Raw genomic sequence first — 17,820 nt, 5'->3', positions numbered from 1 at the left:
CTACTTGAAGCCTTCGATGATGTAGCCGGCCATGCAGTCGGTAATCGGCGAAGGGTTCTGGGTACTGCGCACCAGCATCACATTGGCCACCGGCAACTGCGGTAGCCCGTCGCTTTCACCCAGAATGCGGATATTCCCGCCAATCAGGCTTTGCAGCTGCGCCGTCACCGCCAGCCCCGCGGTGACAATGGCAAAGATCGCCGCCAGGCTTGGGCTGGTATAGGCAATGCGGTAGTCGATGCCCTGTGCCTCCAGCGCGTTGCAGGTCCAGGCCCGGCAAAAACAGTCGGTATTGAAAAGCGCCACTGGCATTGGCCGCTGTTCTTGCGGGCAAAAACCTTCGGCGGCGGCCCACACCAGGCGCTCCTGGCGCAACAACTGGCCAATCTCGTTACCTGGCTCACGAGTGACAATGGTCAGGTCCAGGTCCTGGCGCAGCATCAGCTGTTTGGACGAATCGCAATGCACCTCTACCTGTACCAGCGGGTAGGCTTGGGCAAAACTCGACAGAATGGTCGGCAGAAAGCGCATGGCGTAGTCGTCGGGTGTACCGATGCGCACCAGCCCGACCATGTGCGGCATGCGCAGGGTGTTGAACACCTCGCCATGCAGCTTGAGGATGCGCCGGGCATAGCCCAGCAACACCTGGCCTTCGGCGGTCAGGCGTACCTGGCGGCCGTCGCGCTCGAACAGCTGGCGCTGCAGGATGTCCTCTTCCAGGCGTTTCATCTGCATGCTCACCGCCGACTGGGTGCGGTTGACCACTTCGCCGGCGCGGGTGAAGCCGCCTTGCTCGGCAATGGCGACGAAGGTACGCAGCACGTCCGCATCGAGGCTCTGGTACTGGGACATTGCATCAATCTCCGAGATGCATGGCATCAGAAACATTCGTTGGATTGATCTTAGGCGCAGCGCGAGACTGAGGCCATCCAACACGGAGGGCTTCACGATGAAAGGTCATGTCAGCACCATCCAGCAACCTGCCTTTTCCCTGAACCACCTGTGGCATGTGGTTCTGCAGAGGCTGGCACGCTGGCTGCAGCTTTACCGCCAGCGTCAGGAACTGGCCCGCCTTAGTGATGCGACTCTGCACGACCTGGGGTTGAGCCGGGCGGATATCCAGCAAGAGGCCGAGCGGCCTTTCTGGGATGATCCATTGCGTAAATAGGCTGAGTTTGTAGGTGGGCTTACCGGCCTATTCGCGGGCACGCCCGCGAATGCTTTAGCGCCGCACTTGTTTGAGGGTTTCGGCAATCAAAAACGCCAGTTCCAGCGACTGATCAGCATTCATCCGTGGATCACAGTGCGTGTGATAACGATCCGACAACGCATCCTCGGTAATCGGCCGCGCTCCGCCAATGCATTCGGTAACGTTCTGCCCGGTCATCTCGATATGAATGCCACCGGCATGGCTGCCTTCGGCCTGGTGCACCTGGAAGAACTGCTTCACCTCATCGAGAATCTGCGCAAAATCGCGGGTCTTGTAGCCGCTGCTGGCCTTGATGGTGTTGGCGTGCATCGGGTCCGAGCTCCACAGCACCTTGCGCCCCTCGCATTCGACGGTGCGGATCAGCCCCGGCAGGTGCTCGCCTACCTTGCTGGCGCCCATGCGTACGATCAGGTTCAGGCGCCCCGGGTCGTTAGCCGGGTTGAGGGTGTCGATCAGGCGGATCAGCTCTTCAGGGTTCATGCTCGGGCCGACCTTGACCCCGATCGGGTTGTGCACGCCGCGCAAGAACTCCACATGGGCGCCGTCCAGCTGGCGGGTGCGGTCGCCGATCCACAGCATGTGCGCCGAGCAGTCGTAATAGTCACCGGTCAGGCTGTCTTGGCGCACGAAGGCTTCTTCATAGTTCAGCAGCAGCGCTTCGTGGGCCGTGAAGAAGCTGGTTTCGCGAAGTTGCGGGGCGCTGTCCAGGCCGCAGGCACGCATGAATGCCAAGGTTTCGTCGATGCGGTTGGCCAGTTGGTGGTACTTGTCGGCCAGCGCCGAGTTGGCGATGAAGTCCAGGTTCCACTTGTGCACCTGATGCAGGTCGGCAAAGCCGCCCTGGGCGAAGGCGCGCAGCAGGTTGAGGCTGGCGGTGGACTGGTGATAGGCCTGCAGCAGGCGCTCCGGGTCGGGGATGCGGCTTTTGGCGTCGAAGCCGATGCCGTTGACGATGTCGCCGCGGTAGGCGGGCAGGGTGATGTCGCCAATGGTTTCATCGCCAGCGGAACGCGGCTTGGCAAACTGCCCGGCCATGCGGCCCACCTTGACCACCGGGCAGCCGGCGGCAAAGGTCATGACAATGGCCATCTGCAGCAGCACCTTGAAGGTGTCGCGGATTTTTGCCGCCGAGAACTCGGCGAAGCTCTCGGCGCAATCGCCCCCTTGCAGCAGGAAGGCGCGGCCTTCGGTGACCTCGGCAAACTGCCTGCGCAACTCGCGCGCCTCGCCTGCGAACACCAGTGGCGGGTAGCTGGCCAGGGTTTGCTCGACCTTCAGCAGGTGCGCGGCATCGGGGTAGGTCGGTTGCTGCTGGATCGGCAGGGCGCGCCAGCTGTCAGGGCTCCACGGATGGTTCATTTCGGGCTCGGTCTTGTAGGTTATAGGCTATAGGTCATGGTAACAGTTGGCGCCGCGCTTGTTGCATCAAGGGTGTTGGCGGACAATGCGCGTTTTTGCGCGGGTGGGTGGTGAGCATGACGGCGGAACGGGAAGAGCGGCTGCTGGCACGGGTAGAGGACGCCTTTGGCGTTATCAGCGTGTACGAGGTGGACGACTACCGCTTTCTGGAATTTGGCGATGCCATCGAGCAGAGCTGCGTGTTCACCGCCGACCCCAGCTGGCTGGAGTACGACTACACCCGGGCCATGCTGGTCGGGGCGCTGTGCCATGAACAGCCGGAGAGCGCGCTGTTTCTCGGCCTGGGTGCCGGCACGCTGACCCAGGCCTGCATGAAATTTTTGCCGCTGGAAGACATCGAGGCCATCGAGCTGCGCCCGGACGTACCGCGTTTGGCCATGGAGCACCTTGGCCTGGATGACGACCCCCGGTTGTACGTGCGCATCGGTGATGCGCTGGAGCTGCTGCCCACTGCAGAAAAAACCGACCTGTTGTTCGTCGACCTTTACACCGACCACGGGCCGGGCGTAGGGCACCTGGCGTGGAACTTCCTGGCGAACTGCCAGCAACAGCTGAACCCGGGCGGCTGGCTGGTGATCAACCAATGGGCCACCGACGACGGCAAGCCGCTGGGCGCGGCATTGCTGCGCGGGCTGTATCACCGTCATTACTGGGAGCTGCCGGTGAAAGAAGGCAATGTGATCTTGCTGGTGCCGGCTGACCTGGAGCAGGGGCTGGACCTGGAGGGGCTAAGGGCCCGGGCCACGGCGCTGGCGCCGCAGCTGGGCTACAGCCTTGAAGGGCTGATCCGCGAGATTCGGCCGGCTACTTGAACATCGTGGTGAGGCAGCTGGCCCTATCGCCGGCAAGCCAGCTCCCACAGGGATCTCTTCAGTTTTGAGATCAATGTAATCCAGCAGGTTTGCATTGGCCCTCAATCCAGTGGGTTCTCTGTGGGAGCTGGCTTGCCGGCGATAGGGCCGGTACTGGCAATACCCAATTATCGTTTCAGCTCCCGGTAATTGATGGCCCGATACTGGCGCTGGGGGGGAGAAAATATTCCTCACATACCCTCGCAATTTCAGATATAGTACGCGCCGGTCTTTTAGCGGACCTCAAAATCAGGTGGTGCAAATCCTCCGAGTCCAGCTTCGGCTGCACGTCCGCTAGGCGGACCTTCCCAAGTTTTCTTTTTCAATCGTTTTCGCAAATCCCCGCCGACAAAGCTGCCTGGGTGACCTTCCGGTCTTTCAAGGCATGTGCAGCTTTGCAGCATGGGTCTTTGCGGATGCACTTAGAGGCAGACCCATGACCCAGGAAACCGGCGGCTTCGCCGCTCTCGATCTTAATCCGAACATTGTTGCTGCTGTTGTGGCTACCGGCTACGAAGAGCCGTCCGCCATTCAGCAACAATCGATCCCGATCATCCTCGCCGGTCACGACATGATCGGCCAGGCGCAGACTGGCACCGGTAAAACCGCTGCCTTCGCCCTGCCGATCCTCAACAAGATCGATGTGAGCAAGCGCGAACCGCAAGCCCTGATCCTGGCGCCAACCCGTGAGTTGGCGCTGCAAGTTGCTACCGCTTTCGAAACCTACGCCAAGCAGATGCCAGGCGTAAACGTGGTTGCCGTATACGGTGGCGCCCCAATGGGCCCACAGCTGCGCGCTATCCGTAACGGCGCGCAAATCGTCGTGGCCACCCCGGGCCGTCTGTGCGACCACCTGCGTCGTGACGAAAAAGTCCTGTCGACCGTACAGTACCTGGTACTGGACGAAGCCGACGAGATGCTGAAGCTGGGCTTCATGGATGACCTCGAAGTGATCTTCGACGCAATCCCGGCTACCCGTCAGACCGTGCTGTTCTCCGCTACCCTGCCGTCGTCGATCCGTTCGATCGCCGAGCGTCACCTGCGTGAACCCAAGCACGTCAAGATCCAGACCAAGACCCAGACCGTTACCGCGATCGACCAGGCCCACCTGATGGTCCATGCCGACCAGAAGATCCCGGCTGTGCTGCGTCTGCTGGAAGTCGAAGAGTTCGACGCGCTGATCGCCTTCGTGCGTACCAAGCAAGCCACCCTGGACCTGGCCGCCGCGCTGGAAGCCAAAGGTTACAAGGCTGCCGCGCTGAACGGTGACATCGCCCAGAACCAGCGTGAGCGCGTGATCGACTCGCTCAAGGATGGCCGCCTGGACATCGTCGTCGCCACCGACGTCGCTGCCCGTGGTCTGGACGTACCGCGCATCACTCACGTGTTCAACGTTGACATGCCGTACGACCCGGAGTCCTACGTACACCGTATCGGCCGTACTGGCCGTGCTGGTCGCGAAGGCCGTGCACTGCTGCTGGTCACCCCGCGTGAGCGCCGCATGCTGCAGGTGATCGAGCGTGTTACCGGTCAAAAGGTAGCCGAAGCCCGTCTGCCGAATGCTCAGGCCGTGCTGGATGCCCGCATCAAGAAACTGACCTCGAGCCTGGCGCCGCTGGTAGCCGAAGCAGAAGCCACTCACGGTGACCTGTTCGACCGCCTGACCACCGACCTGGGTTGCAGCGCGCGTGCTCTGGCCTCGGCCTTGCTGCGCAAAGCCACCAATGGCCAGGCGCTGGACCTGGCTGCGGTAGAGCGTGAGCAGCCGCTGGTGCCGGGCGTTGGTGCCCCGCGTGGCGAGCGTACCGAGCGTGCTGAGCGTGGCGAGCGCCCAGACCGTGGTGACCGCGAGCGCCGTGCGCCGCTGCCACTGGCCGAAGGCCGTGTACGTTGCCGTACCGCCCTGGGTGCCCGTGACGGTATCGCTGCCAAGAACCTGCTGGGTGCGATCCTCAACGAGGGTGGCCTGGCGCGTGACGCCATCGGCCGTATCCAGGTGCGCGACAGCTTCAGCCTGGTCGAGCTGCCGGAAGACGGCCTCGAGAAGCTGCTGTCCAAGCTCAAGGACACCCGCGTGGCTGGCAAGCAGCTGAAGCTGCGTCGCTACCGCGAGGATTGATCCTGGCGCAATAAAAAATCCCCGGCCTTGGCTGGGGATTTTTTTTGCCTGTACCGGCCCTTTCGCGGGCTTGCCCGCTCCCACAGGTACCCCACAGATTTCAATGCCTGTGTAGGACCTGTGGGAGCGGGCAAGCCCGCGAAAGGGCCCTTCAGTCGAACCGATAAATGTCCATCCCCAGCGCCCCCAAGGTAAAGCCTTGGTGCACCACCCCAAACTTGCCCCCGGCCCCCGTTGCAAAGAACAACGGCAGCAGATGCTCATCACTGGGATGGTTACGCACCGCGAACGGCGCCTGCTGCCGGTAATCCAGCAACGCCGCCTGATCATCCGCCCGTAGCCGCTCCACCACCCAATCCCTGAACGCCAGCGCCCATGGCTCGATCACCTCCGGCCCGGCATGCCAGTCCAGCTCGCCCAGGTTGTGGGTAATACTTCCCGAACCGATCAGCAGCACACCCTCAGCGCGCAACCCCGCCAATGCCTGACCCACCTTCACCTGCAACGCCGGCCCCATGTGGCTGGGCAGTGAAACCTGCACCACCGCAATGCTCGCATCCGGATACATCAGCGACAACGGTACCCAAGCGCCGTGGTCGAACGGCCGCTGGGCGTCCAGCCGGGCTGGCAGCCCGGAAGCCTTCAACAACTCGCTGACCTGGCCTGCCAGGGAAGGCTCGCCCGGCGCCGGGTACTGCACCGCGTACAAAGCCGGTGGGAAACCGTAGAAGTCGTGCCAGGTCTCTGGCTGTGCGTTGCTGGTCACCAGCAGTTCACGGCTTTCCCAGTGCGCCGACACCACCACGATCGCCTTTGGGCGTGGCAGGCTGTTGGCCAGCCCGGCCAACGCTGGCCCGCTGGCACCGGGGTGCAGGGCGAGCATGGGGGAACCATGGGAGATGAACAGGCTAGGCAGCATGACAAGGTCCTGAAGGTTAAGATGCACTCATCTTCGATCAGAAACTGATCGATATCCATCGCAAGTTTTACGCGTTTTCTATCGGTTTACTCGATAAACAAGGAGCAACCATGGAGCCAGCGTTCTGGCACAAGCGGTGGGCCGACAATCAGATCGGTTTTCACCAGGGGCAGGTCAATCCATATCTACAGGCGCACTGGCCGGCACTGGGGCTGGCGCCGGGCAGCCGCGTGCTGGTGCCGCTGTGCGGCAAAAGCCTGGACTTGGTCTGGCTGGCAGGGCAGGGGTATCGCGTATTGGGTGTGGAGCTGTCGCGCCAGGCAGTGGAGAGCTTTTTCCGCGAACATGGGCTTGAGGCCGAAGTTTCGCAGCGGGGGGCTTTCGAGGTTTGGCGCGGTGGCGAGGTCGAGCTGTGGTGCGGCGATTTCTTTGCTTTGCGGGCAGAAGATATTGGCGACTGCGCGGGGCTTTATGACCGGGCGGCGCTGATTGCGCTTCCTGGGCCGATGCGTGCGGGTTATATGCAGCTGCTGTCGGCTTTGCTGCCTGCGAGGTGCCGGGGGCTGCTGGTGACTCTGGATTATGACCAGTCACTGCTGGCCGGGCCGCCGTTTTCGGTAGGGGATGAAGAGGTGAGAAAGGGGTTGGCGGGTTGGCAGCTCGATGAGCTGGAGGCAGTGGAGATGATTCAGGACAGCCCCAAGTTTGTGCAAGCCGGAGCTTCCAGCTTGGTGGAGCGGGTGTATCAGGTTAGCCGTTGACAGGGTACGGGAATACGAAAAAGGGCGACCGAAGTCGCCCTTTTTACTTGCTGGTCGGATCAACCGCGGCGGCGCAGGGCCTCGATGCGGTCTTCCAGCGGAGGGTGGCTCATCAGCAGCCCGGCCAGGCCGTGCTTGAGGCCGCCATTGATGCCGAAGGCCTTCATGGTGTCTGGCATGTGCACCGGCAGGCCTTGCTCTACACGCAGGCGCTGCAGGGCGCCGATCATGGCCGAGGTGCCGGCCAGTTGCGCTCCGGCTTCGTCGGCGCGGTATTCGCGGCGGCGCGAGAACCACATCACGATCATGCTGGCCAGGATGCCCAGAATCAGCTCGGCCACAATGGTTGCCACGTAGTAGGCAATGCCCTGGCCCTCTTCGTTCTTGAAGATGACCTTGTCGACGAAGTTGCCGATGATGCGTGCGAAGAACATCACGAAGGTGTTCACTACGCCCTGCACCAGCGCCAGGGTGACCATGTCGCCGTTGGCCACGTGACCGATTTCGTGGGCCAGCACCGCGCGCACTTCATCGGGCGAGAAACGCTCCAGCAGGCCTTGGGAAACTGCTACCAAGGCGTCGTTGCGGTTCCAGCCGGTGGCGAAGGCGTTGGCCTCGTACGCCGGGAAGATACCCACTTCGGGCATTTTGATGCCGGCTTCACGGGACAGCTCTTCGACCGTTTGCAACAGCCACTGCTCATGGCGGGTGCGTGGCTGGCTGATGATCTGGGTGCCGGTGGTCATCTTCGCCATCCACTTGGAGATGAACAGCGATACGAGGGAGCCGGCAAAACCGAACACGGCGCAGAACACCAGCAGGCTGCTGAGGTTCAGGTCGACCCCGTTGGCGGCCATGAACCCGTTGAAACCGAACAGGCTCAGGGTAATGCTTGCAACCAGCACCACCGCAAGGTTGGTGGCCACAAACAACAGAATGCGCATCATGGTTGTTACGTTCTCCTGACGGATGAATTGTCGCTTACTGCGGGGTATATAAGGGGCCTGTCGCGTCGATTCAATCGGGCGACTATTTCAAACTGTGTACGGCGGAGTATGGCAGAGGATGGCGCGGGGGCTGTGGGATAGAGCGTTGCAGGATGTAAGAAACAGCGTATGCCTTTAGATTTTTGGCGGCATTGAGATCGAGCGCCGCCCGCGCGGCGCTTCGCGGGGCAAGCCCGCTCCCACATTTGTTGCAACGTGGCCATGTCTGTGAGGCCATGGTTATCCGCTTTGTCGGCATGACTGAATTTCGAGGTGGGCATTAATGCCGCCTCACCTGTCTCAATACATGCACCAAGGCGGGCAAACATGGCCTCGCAAGTTCGGCACGTTGCAACAAATGTGGGAGCGGGCTTGCCCCGCGAAGCGCCGCGCGGGCGGCGCTCGATCTCCGCGCCACCACAAAAACGCCGTCGAACCCTACTGCGAATAACCCTTCAGGAAATTACCAATCCGCCCAATCGCCGCTTCCAGGTCATCCACCCGCGGCAAGGTCACCACGCGGAAGTGGTCCGGCCACGGCCAGTTGAACGCCGTACCCTGAACAATCAGCAGCTTTTCCGACAGCAGCAGATCGAGGGCGAATTTCTCGTCGTTGAGGATCGGGCACACCTTCGGGTCAATCCGCGGGAATGCATACAGCGCACCCATCGGCTTCACGCAGCTGACGCCCGGGATATCGTTGAGCAGCTCGTAGGTGCGGTTGCGCTGCTCCAGCAGGCGGCCTGGCGGCAGTACCAGGTCGTTGATGCTCTGGTAGCCGCCCAGCGCGGTCTGGATGGCATGCTGCGCCGGCACGTTGGCACACAGGCGCATGTTGGCCAGCATGTCGATGCCTTCGATGTAGCTCAGCGCGTGGTGCTTGGGCCCGGAGATGATCAGCCAGCCGGAACGGAAGCCCGCCACCCGGTACGACTTGGACAGGCCGTTGAAGGTCAGGCACAGCAGGTCGGGTGCCAGCGAGGCGGTGCTGATGTGCACGGCTTCGTCGTACAGGATCTTGTCGTAGATCTCATCGGAGAACACCACCAGGTTGTGCTGGCGGGCCAGTTCCAGCATGCCCAGCAGCAGCTCTTTGGAGTACACCGCGCCGGTCGGGTTGTTCGGGTTGATGATCACCAGGGCCTTGGTGTTCGGGGTGATCTTGGCCTTGATGTCTTCAAGGTCAGGGAACCAGTCGGCCTGCTCGTCGCACAGGTAGTGCACCGGTTTGCCGCCGGCCAGGCTCACGGCAGCGGTCCACAGCGGGTAATCGGGCGCCGGGATCAGCACTTCGTCGCCGTTGTTCAGCAGCGCCTGCATCGACATCACGATCAGCTCGGACACGCCGTTGCCAAGGTAGATGTCCTCGATGGTGACGCCTTCGATTTCCTTTTGCTGGCAATACTGCATCACCGCCTTGCGTGCGCTGAACAGGCCTTTGGAGTCGCTGTAGCCCTGTGCGGTGGGCAGGTTGCGGATCACATCCTGGAGGATTTCATCGGGCGCCTCGAAGCCAAACGGCGCCGGATTGCCGATGTTCAGCTTGAGGATGCGGTGGCCTTCCTCTTCCAGGCGCTTGGCGTGCTTGAGCACTGGGCCGCGAATGTCGTAGCAGACATTGGCGAGCTTGTTCGATTTGCTGAACTGCATGATGGGATCCCGATTGAGAAAACGCGCAACCCACGCCGAAAGGTTTGAAACGGCAGGAAGCGGGTGCCAGACTGAACGCCTGGCACACGAAGCCAACTAATATACGTGCCACCCGCGCCCCGGAAAAGACGGTGTGGGGTGAAATTCAGCCTGCCGAGGTCCCTACATGAAGAAGATCGAAAAAACCCTGGATGAATGGCGGTCGATGCTCGACCCCGAGCAGTACCAGGTATGCCGCCTCAAGGGCACCGAGCGGCCGTTCAGCGGCAAGTACAACAGCGAGCGCCGTGACGGCATCTACCACTGCATCTGCTGTAACCTGGCGCTGTTTGACGCACAGACCAAGTTCGATTCCGGCTGCGGCTGGCCAAGTTTCTACGCGCCGATCGAAGACAGCGCGATGATCGAGATCCGTGACACCACCCATGGCATGATCCGCACCGAGGTCACCTGTGCCCGTTGCGACGCGCACCTGGGCCACGTGTTCCCGGATGGCCCGCCACCGACCGGCCTGCGCTACTGCATCAACTCGGTGTGCATCGACTTGCGCCCGCGCGACTGACCGGAGCCCGAACATGGCTGGATTGATGCTGGACATCCCCTGCGTGACCCTGGGCGGCGAGCACAAGAAGCTCGGCGACTTCCCGGGCAAGGCGTTGCTGGTGGTCAATACCGCCAGCCAGTGCGGCTTTACCCCGCAGTACAAGGGCCTGGAGCAGCTGTGGCAGGCCTACCATGAGCGTGGCCTGGTGGTGCTGGGCTTCCCGTGCAACCAGTTCGGCAAGCAGGAACCGGGCGATGCGCGGGAGATTGCACAGTTTTGCGAGCGCAACTTTGGCGTGAGCTTTCCGCTGTTTCGCAAGGTCGACGTCAACGGCCCGGGCGCCCACCCGCTGTTCGTCGAGCTCAAACAGCGCGCACCGGGCATTCTGGGCAGCCAGAAAATCAAGTGGAACTTCACCAAGTTCCTGGTAGACCCGGCCAGCGGCCAGGTGACGCGTTATGCCCCTACCACCAAGCCGCAGGCCCTTGAAGCAGACATCGAGCGGCTGCTCAGCCGTTGAGCGGCACCCAGTGGTCGACCAGCGCCAGTAGCTCTTCGCGGCGAAACGGCTTGGCTAGGTAGTCGTTCATGCCCGCTGCCCGGCAGCGTTCGCGCTCTTCGGGCATGGCGTTGGCGGTGAGGGCGACGATTGGCAGGTCCGGCCAGCGGCCGCTCTGGCGGATGCGCCGGCTGGCTTCGTAGCCGTCCATCACTGGCATGTTGCAGTCCATCAACACCAGATCGAAGTCATCTTGTTCCAGCAACTCCAGGGCCTCGGCGCCCTGGGTGGCCAGTTGAACCTGGCAGCCGAGCTTGGCCAGCATGCCCTTGGCCACCAGCTGGTTCACCGGGTTGTCTTCCACCAGCAGAATCCGCGCACGGCCTGCCTCCACTTGAATGGCAGGGCTGGCCAGCGGGTGTTCGGGATCAAAACCTTGCAGGGTTCGGCGCAGTGTCTGGTACAGGGCGTTGCGCGCCAGCGGCCGGGCCAGTTGATGGAGCGGGGCGAGGGCGGCCGACTGCTCGCTGGGCAGGAAGTTACCGTAGGCGGTCACCAGCAAGATCGGTGTTTTCAGCGCCGCGCGCAGTGGGAACAGGTGGTCCACGTCGTCGGTGATCAGCAGGTCCATTGCAGTGGCGTCCAGTGTTGCGCTGCTGTCATGCCGCTGGTACGCCAGGCCCCATGCGGGCAGCAGGCTCTGTAACAGTTCGTTGAGCCCGCTGCCTGCTGCGCTCAGGGCAGCCACGCGCCCGTGCAGCGGCACGGGCGCAATGGCTTCGGTGTGCATGACCAGCGGCAGCTCGGCGCTGAAGCAGCTGCCAAAGCCGGCTTCGGAGCGAATGTGCAGATGGCCTTGCATGGCCTTGCACAGGTTGCGCGTCAGCGCCAGGCCAAGGCCGGTGCCGCCGTACTGGCGGGTAATGCCGGCGCCGGCTTGGGTGAACGGCTGGAAGATGCGCGCCTGGGCTTCTTCGGGGATACCGATGCCGGTGTCTCGCACCTCCAGGCGCACGCCGCCGACGATGCTTACCAGGCGTACATCGACACGGCCGAAGCGGGTGAACTTCAGCGCGTTGGACAGCAGGTTGCTGACGATCTGCCGTACCCGCGTGGGGTCACCGAGCACACTGCTGGGGAAGTTGCCAGCAATCAGGCAGGTCAGCTCCACGCTTTGCGCGGTGTTCTGCGACAGCAGGTTGGCGGTGTCTTCAACCATCGAGCCCATGTCGAACGCAATGCGTTCCAGCTCCAGCTGACCGGCATCGAACTTGGACAGGTCGAGGATATCGTTCAGTAATTCCACAAGCACTTTGCCCGAGTCGTGGGCAATTGCCAGTTGCTGGCGCTGCTCGCTGGGCAGCGGGCTGTCCAGCGCCAGGGCGATCATGCCGAGCATGCCGTTGAGCGGGGTGCGGATTTCGTGGCTCATGTTGGCCAGGAAGGCCGCACGCGCATGGGCCATGTCCAGCGCGCGGCGCCGGGCCTCCTCCAGTTCCTGGTTGGACAGGCTCAGGCTGCTGTTGCTGGCCTTCAGCTCGTTGGTGCGTGCCGAGACAATGTCTTCCAGTTCATTCAGGTATTGAGTAAGGCGGTTTTCCGCGGTGCGCCGCTGTTCGATCTCGGTGGCCATGCTGACGAACTGCTGGTTGGCGACCTTTACCAGCACGCCAATTTCGTCATGCTCGTGCCCATGTGGGCACTCCAGGCGGGTTTGCCGGGGCTTGCGCGGGTCGCTGCCGCTGAGGGCGCCGATTACCGTCACCAGCGGCTTGGTCAGCATCATGTAGAACAGCGCCAGCAGAATGCCGGTCAGTACCAGGCTGCGGGCAAAGCCATTGAGCAGGGTGATGCCGGCGCGGTCAAGGAAGCGGCTGCCGAAGGCGTAGGTGTCGACGTCCAGGTACAGGGTGCCGAGGTATTCTTCGGGCATGTGGGTCAGGTACAGGCGTTCCTTGAGCTGGCGCTGCTCACCGAACAGAAAGTCGCTGAGCGGGCGGTAGCGGTCCTGCAGCCGTGGGCGCTCGACATCGGCCAGCACGGTATCGTTGTTGTCGATCAGCCGCGCGCGGATGATCGCCGGCGATTGCAGCAGGCCGCGGGTCAGTTCCAGCGCCAGTTCCGAGTCGATGTTGTAGGCGATGCGCGAGGCCGGGTTGTGGCTGATTTGCAGCAAGGCGCGCACTTCACGGTTGATGGACGCGTCTTCGCTGGCATAATCGATGCCGATCTGGATGAGACTGAGCAATGTTCCCAGGATGAAGCCGACCAGGACTGTCAACCGGGCTTGCTTGTAGGACAGGCGATTGGTGAACTTGATATCCATGAGTCCCGAGCCGGTTTCACGTTCCTTGCGCTGCGCAAGCATAGCCGATCAACCCCGGCTACTGGTGGGTCTGTCTGTTCATTTCAGTTGATCGCCAAGCGGGGGCCGCTTTGCGCCCCTTCGCGGGCATGCCCGCTCCCACAGGTACAGCGTAGCCCCCGGCTGAACGCAATCCCTGTGGGAGCGGGCGCGCCCGCGAAGGGGCGCGCAGCGGCCCCAAAAAACTGAAATTTGTAGGAGTCGTCATGGACGCTCGCTTGATTGCTTTTCTCGACCGTGCCGAATCGGTACTGGCGCGCCTGGACCCTCTGTTGCCGGCGGTACGCCCAGACATCGACTGGGGCACCACCTTGGCCGCCCGCTGGCAGCGCGATGGCCGCAGCGGTTACTTGCTGCCGCTGGAAGTCAGCCTGGACATCCGCCTCAGCGACCTGATCGGTGTCGACCAGCAGCGTGACCAGCTGGGCCGCAATACCCACCAGTTCATCAACGGCCTGCCGGCCAACCACGCCCTGCTGTGGGGCTCACGCGGCACTGGCAAGTCGTCGCTGGTGCGTGCCTTGCTGGCGGAGCATGCCAGTGCCGGCCTGCGCCTGATCGAAATTGAGCGCGACCACCTGGCCGACTTGCCGCGCGTGGTCGAGCAGCTGCAGAAGCTGCCGCAACGCTTCATCCTGTTCTGCGACGACCTGTCGTTCGAAGCCGGGGAGGGCGACTACCGGGTGCTCAAGAGCGTGCTGGACGGTTCGCTGGAGCAGGCGCCGGACAACGTGCTGCTGTACGCCACCTCCAACCGTCGCCACCTGGTGCCGGAGAAAGAGAGCGACAACGAGAACTGGAAACGCGTGGACGGCGAGCTGCACCCTAGCGAAGCGGTAGAAGACAAGATCGCCTTGTCTGACCGCTTCGGCCTTTGGCTGTCGTTCTACCCGTTCACCCAGGACCACTTCCTGAATGTTGTCGAGCACTGGATCGGCCAGCTGGCACGCCCTGCGGGCCTGGCCTGGCAGCGTACAGAAGAACTCGACATCCTCGCCGTGCGCTGGGCCACCGGCCGCGGCAACCGTAATGGCCGTTGTGCCTATCAGTTCGCCCGCTACTGGGTCGGGCTGCAATTGCTGGAGCAAAAGTAAATGATCGACCTTAATGCCAGTGGCGCCGGACTCGACGGCTACAACCTGCTGGCAGCGCAAGTGCAGGCGCTGTTTGCCGACGAGCGTGACTTCATCGCCAATGCCGCGCAGTTTTCGGCGTTTCTGTATAGCCAGGTGGAGGACCTGAACTGGGCGGGGTTCTACCTCAACCGCAACGAACAGCTGGTGCTGGGCCCGTTCCAGGGCCAGGTGGCGTGCGTGCGCATTCCGTTCGGCAAGGGCGTGTGCGGGGCAGCGGCGGCAACGCGGCAGACCCAGCGGGTGGAGGACGTGCATGCGTTCCCGGGGCACATTGCCTGTGACAGTGCGTCCAACAGCGAGCTGGTGATCCCGCTGGTGAAGGAGGGCAGGCTGATTGGTGTGCTGGACCTGGATAGCCCGAAGGTCGGGCGGTTCAGCGAGGCGGACCAGGTGGGGCTGGAGCGGTTGGCGGCGGTCTTTCTGGAGCTGACTGACTGCTGATTGTTGTATTGCCTTCACTGGCCCTATCGCCGGCAAGCCAGCTCCCACAGATATTGCACAGGATTTCAGGTCTGTGGAGAACCTGTGGGAGCTGGCTTGCCGGCGATAGGGCCATCAAATCCACAACAAATTCCGGATCAGTCGTACATCACCTTCTTCTTCCAGGTCTCTTCCTCATCGGTCTTGAGCCCGTCGGTCAATTCGTTGTGCTCATCTTCCGCTGGCTCCATCTGGTCCAGCACCTGGGCGTTGGCCCGGGCCAGCAGCTTCTCCAGATACGTCAGCTGCTCTTCATACACTTTAGGCTCCGGCTGCTTGCGCAGGTACTGCACGCCCCGCTCGAACGCCAGGCGTGCCTGGCCCGGCTGGTTCTTCTGCAGGGCCTGCTGGCCGAGGTTGTTGAAGAACTCGATATGCAGCAACACCAGGATGTGGCGGATTTCCTTGACCCAGTGCTTGGCCTCGGCAGCAGGCAGGAAGCCTTCCTGGGCTGCGCGGGTGACCTGGTTGTGCATGGCTTCCAGCAAGAAGCGCACGTCCTTGGCCTTGACCTCGGTATGGATCGGGTTGGGCGGATTGTTCACCGGTAGCTTGTCGCCCAGGGCAATCAGCCCCTCCAGCTCGGCGATGCGTGCCTTGAGTTCGGCATTGTGCTTGTCCACCGCCAACTGGCGTTGATTAAGGTTCAGCTCCAGGCGGGTCAGCAACAGCTTGAGGGCCGGGGTCATGAACTGGCCGGGGAAGGTCTCGGTGATTTCGCCACAGCGGCGCAGGCGGTCGGCCAGCTCGATCCTCGTCCGGACGCGTTCGATCTTGCCGTTCTCGACCACATTGTTGAGGTAGCCGATAACGATCAGCAACGCGATGCCCGCCACGATAAGCAGGGTGATCAGAAGTGGTGTCACCGTTAATGCCTCATTGAAGAAGAATTACACCCATGAGTGTAGTGAGTTCGCCTGGGGACGAACAGCGGCACAGGATTGCTTCTTTCCATATCGGCACCCCGGCCCGCATCTGCACCCCAAGCGACCCGGAAGTCATTGATTTAAATAAATTTCTATAAAGGGGTTGACGCATGTTCGAAGCATCCATAGAATGCGCGCCACTTGCAGCGTAAAGCACACAGCGAAACGCGGCAGGGAGTGAAAGCAGGCAGTAATGCCAGCAGCGTGTCCCCTTCGTCTAGTGGCCTAGGACACCGCCCTTTCACGGCGGTAACAGGGGTTCGAGTCCCCTAGGGGACGCCATATTGCGGGAATAGCTCAGTTGGTAGAGCACGACCTTGCCAAGGTCGGGGTCGCGAGTTCGAGTCTCGTTTCCCGCTCCAAATTCTCCGGCAGCGCTTAACGGCGGGGCAGGAAATAGAAATCCAGTCTGGATCGTGAGGTTCAGGTGCTGGTGCACTGAAAAGTGTTGTGTGTCCCCTTCGTCTAGTGGCCTAGGACACCGCCCTTTCACGGCGGTAACAGGGGTTCGAGTCCCCTAGGGGACGCCATTTGCGGGAATAGCTCAGTTGGTAGAGCACGACCTTGCCAAGGTCGGGGTCGCGAGTTCGAGTCTCGTTTCCCGCTCCAGTTTAAATACTGTGGCGTTCGCACGGTGCAGTGGTGGTGAGGGTCTTCAAGGCGCTTCACGCCGATTAGCGGTAAAGCTTAAAATTGCGGGAATAGCTCAGTTGGTAGAGCACGACCTTGCCAAGGTCGGGGTCGCGAGTTCGAGTCTCGTTTCCCGCTCCAAACATGTAACGCAAAAAGGAACCCTCGGGTTCCTTTTTGCGTTTTTGTCGTAGTGCGGCGTTAAAAGCCCGGGCTTTCACCCGGGCTGTGTTCAGCGGTATTCGATGGTGAAGTTCAACGCACCCTTGGCCTCACCTGGAGTCACCGCAGGTGCGGTCTGGTAATAGCGGGCGCGTAGGTCAAACCGCATGGTGCCGGGGGTAACGGCAGCCATGTCGATGAACTCCTCCAGCTTCACCGGGGTATTGTCGCTGCGCAATACCTGGATGCCGATACCACTGGCAGATGATTCGGTGGTCGTCAGGCTGAACAGGCCAAGGTCACGGTCGATCGGCGCCGAACCGTCCGCGGCATCCAGGCGCATGAACGCACGGGCAACACTGCCCGCCGGGTCGTCCTCGCAATCGCTGAGGGTGATGAAGAAATCGACAGGGTTGGTTGTGCTGCCTTGTCCCGTGAACTCGGCGATATCGTGCTGGCCAAGCTGCACAGGGTTGGCGCTGACCGCATCGGCCTTGAGCGTGCACTGTGCCTGCATCACCTGGCCGCTCAGGGTCAGCCGAAGGGCGTCGCCCACATCGCTGATGTTTGCCCTGGCTACTTCCTGGCTGAACAGCTGTGGTCCCGCGGGAATTTTATCGGTCTTGATCAGCGCTATGTAGCCGAGGCGCTGGATGTTCGAGGTCAGGTTATTGGGGGCCATTCGCTCGTTTTGTTCGGCCACAAAGGGTAGGGCGCCGACGCCATCAAGTGCTTTGAAGTGGTTGTTGGCTGTGCCGTTCAGGAAACTGGAAAATTCCACATACAGGCCCACCCCGGGGATGCTGGTCTGCAGTACCTTCCCGTCGACATTGCGACCATCTACGGGCGGAAATGGACCACGGGCCAGGGCCAATGGCGTAGTCACGTTGGCAGTCAGTGTCCTGAGGCCGTCGCTGTCGCAGACCAACCGGGCCCCATCGGTCCCGGTCATGATCTGTAAGCCCCAAGAGGCAATCTTGCTACCGATGGGGGCATCCCTGGCCACCCATGCAGCGGCGCCGAGGTTGTGGTTGAACTGCATCGGCCCAGGGGTCGATTCCCATTTACACTCGTCAGCTGCCTGTACAGCGCCGGCCATCGACAACATGCCCAGGATCGCAGCGATGCTCAGGTTCAAGGATAGTTTGCTAGGCATTACGTGC

At 61.9% G+C, this 17,820-nt stretch carries 15 protein-coding genes, 5 tRNA genes and 1 pseudogene; 13 read left to right on the top strand and 8 right to left on the bottom strand.

Features of this window, described 5'->3' with window-relative positions; genetic code table 11:
• Nucleotides 1–852 (bottom strand): LysR family transcriptional regulator, encoded by an 852-nt coding sequence (locus tag P0Y58_22945; protein WEK29718.1) that lies wholly within the window; start codon nt 850–852, stop codon nt 1–3.
• A 97-nt stretch (nt 853–949) separates the two neighbouring features.
• On the opposite strand from P0Y58_22945, the gene P0Y58_22940 reads away from it, so the two are divergent.
• On the top strand, nt 950–1,168 hold the full coding sequence (locus P0Y58_22940; protein WEK29717.1) for a DUF1127 domain-containing protein: 219 nt from the start codon (nt 950–952) through the stop codon (nt 1,166–1,168).
• Nucleotides 1,169–1,222: 54 nt separating this feature from the next.
• Here the strand turns inward: P0Y58_22940 and P0Y58_22935 are convergent, their stop codons facing one another.
• The gene (locus tag P0Y58_22935) at nt 1,223–2,569 is read right to left on the bottom strand and encodes a 3-deoxy-7-phosphoheptulonate synthase class II (protein WEK29716.1); all 1,347 of its coding nucleotides are present in this window, start codon (nt 2,567–2,569) and stop codon (nt 1,223–1,225) included.
• A gap of 116 nt (nt 2,570–2,685) precedes the next feature.
• On the opposite strand from P0Y58_22935, the gene P0Y58_22930 reads away from it, so the two are divergent.
• The gene (locus tag P0Y58_22930; GenBank protein ID WEK29715.1) at nt 2,686–3,441 is read left to right on the top strand and encodes a spermidine synthase; all 756 of its coding nucleotides are present in this window, start codon (nt 2,686–2,688) and stop codon (nt 3,439–3,441) included.
• A 441-nt stretch (nt 3,442–3,882) separates the two neighbouring features.
• Nucleotides 3,883–5,599: pseudogene (locus P0Y58_22925) on the top strand (DEAD/DEAH box helicase).
• A 151-nt stretch (nt 5,600–5,750) separates the two neighbouring features.
• Here P0Y58_22925 and P0Y58_22920 read toward each other — a convergent pair.
• The gene (locus P0Y58_22920; GenBank protein WEK29714.1) at nt 5,751–6,518 is read right to left on the bottom strand and encodes a class III extradiol ring-cleavage dioxygenase; all 768 of its coding nucleotides are present in this window, start codon (nt 6,516–6,518) and stop codon (nt 5,751–5,753) included.
• Nucleotides 6,519–6,628: 110 nt separating this feature from the next.
• Here P0Y58_22920 and P0Y58_22915 point away from each other — a divergent pair, with 110 nt between their 5' ends.
• Nucleotides 6,629–7,279, top strand: a complete 651-nt coding sequence (locus P0Y58_22915) for a thiopurine S-methyltransferase (protein WEK29713.1) — start codon at nt 6,629–6,631, stop codon at nt 7,277–7,279.
• Between the two features lie 59 nt (nt 7,280–7,338).
• On the opposite strand, the gene htpX is transcribed toward P0Y58_22915, so the two are convergent.
• Both htpX and P0Y58_22905 read right to left on the bottom strand, forming a co-directional pair.
• Entirely contained in the window at nt 7,339–8,226 is an 888-nt protein-coding gene (gene htpX / locus P0Y58_22910; GenBank protein ID WEK29712.1) for a protease HtpX, read from the bottom strand.
• A 477-nt stretch (nt 8,227–8,703) separates the two neighbouring features.
• Nucleotides 8,704–9,915 carry a pyridoxal phosphate-dependent aminotransferase gene (locus P0Y58_22905; GenBank protein ID WEK29711.1) on the bottom strand — a complete coding sequence of 404 codons (1,212 nt, stop codon included), beginning with the start codon at nt 9,913–9,915 and terminating at the stop codon, nt 8,704–8,706.
• A gap of 166 nt (nt 9,916–10,081) precedes the next feature.
• On the opposite strand from P0Y58_22905, the gene msrB reads away from it, so the two are divergent.
• Both msrB and P0Y58_22895 read left to right on the top strand, forming a co-directional pair.
• Nucleotides 10,082–10,477, top strand: a complete 396-nt coding sequence (gene msrB / locus P0Y58_22900; GenBank protein WEK29710.1) for a peptide-methionine (R)-S-oxide reductase MsrB — start codon at nt 10,082–10,084, stop codon at nt 10,475–10,477.
• A gap of 13 nt (nt 10,478–10,490) precedes the next feature.
• Entirely contained in the window at nt 10,491–10,979 is a 489-nt protein-coding gene (locus P0Y58_22895; protein ID WEK29709.1) for a glutathione peroxidase, read from the top strand.
• On the opposite strand, the gene P0Y58_22890 is transcribed toward P0Y58_22895, so the two are convergent.
• Nucleotides 10,969–13,326 carry a response regulator gene (locus P0Y58_22890; GenBank protein ID WEK29708.1) on the bottom strand — a complete coding sequence of 786 codons (2,358 nt, stop codon included), beginning with the start codon at nt 13,324–13,326 and terminating at the stop codon, nt 10,969–10,971. The genes P0Y58_22895 and P0Y58_22890 overlap by 11 nt on opposite strands.
• A 203-nt stretch (nt 13,327–13,529) precedes the next feature.
• Here P0Y58_22890 and P0Y58_22885 point away from each other — a divergent pair, with 203 nt between their 5' ends.
• Together P0Y58_22885 and P0Y58_22880 are read left to right on the top strand one after the other, a co-directional pair.
• A complete protein-coding gene (locus P0Y58_22885; GenBank protein WEK29707.1) occupies nt 13,530–14,417 on the top strand; it encodes an ATP-binding protein in 888 nt (295 codons plus the stop codon).
• Nucleotides 14,418–14,900 (top strand): GAF domain-containing protein, encoded by a 483-nt coding sequence (locus P0Y58_22880; protein ID WEK29706.1) that lies wholly within the window; start codon nt 14,418–14,420, stop codon nt 14,898–14,900.
• 137 nt (nt 14,901–15,037) lie between these two features.
• On the opposite strand, the gene P0Y58_22875 is transcribed toward P0Y58_22880, so the two are convergent.
• Nucleotides 15,038–15,805: a hypothetical protein gene (locus tag P0Y58_22875; protein WEK29705.1), complete on the bottom strand. Its 768-nt coding sequence runs from the start codon at nt 15,803–15,805 to the stop codon at nt 15,038–15,040.
• A gap of 266 nt (nt 15,806–16,071) precedes the next feature.
• Between P0Y58_22875 and P0Y58_22870 the strand changes: the two genes are divergently transcribed.
• The 5 genes from P0Y58_22870 to P0Y58_22850 all read left to right on the top strand — a co-directional run bounded on the left by P0Y58_22870 (nt 16,072) and on the right by P0Y58_22850 (nt 16,636).
• Nucleotides 16,072–16,147 (top strand) — tRNA-Glu (locus P0Y58_22870).
• 4 nt (nt 16,148–16,151) lie between these two features.
• Nucleotides 16,152–16,227: transfer RNA gene (locus tag P0Y58_22865), tRNA-Gly, on the top strand.
• 92 nt (nt 16,228–16,319) lie between these two features.
• A tRNA-Glu gene (locus P0Y58_22860) sits at nt 16,320–16,395 on the top strand.
• A 3-nt stretch (nt 16,396–16,398) separates the two neighbouring features.
• Nucleotides 16,399–16,474 (top strand) — tRNA-Gly (locus P0Y58_22855).
• Nucleotides 16,475–16,560: 86 nt separating this feature from the next.
• Nucleotides 16,561–16,636, top strand: a tRNA-Gly gene (locus P0Y58_22850).
• Nucleotides 16,637–16,727: 91 nt separating this feature from the next.
• Here P0Y58_22850 and P0Y58_22845 read toward each other — a convergent pair.
• Nucleotides 16,728–17,813 (bottom strand): fimbrial protein, encoded by a 1,086-nt coding sequence (locus tag P0Y58_22845; protein WEK29704.1) that lies wholly within the window; start codon nt 17,811–17,813, stop codon nt 16,728–16,730.
• Between the last annotated feature and the right edge of the window lie 7 nt (nt 17,814–17,820).

The sequence above is a fragment of the Candidatus Pseudomonas phytovorans genome (assembly GCA_029202525.1).
GTDB lineage: Bacteria > Pseudomonadota > Gammaproteobacteria > Pseudomonadales > Pseudomonadaceae > Aquipseudomonas > Aquipseudomonas phytovorans.
This window is presented reverse-complemented; position numbering and strand designations above follow the sequence as displayed.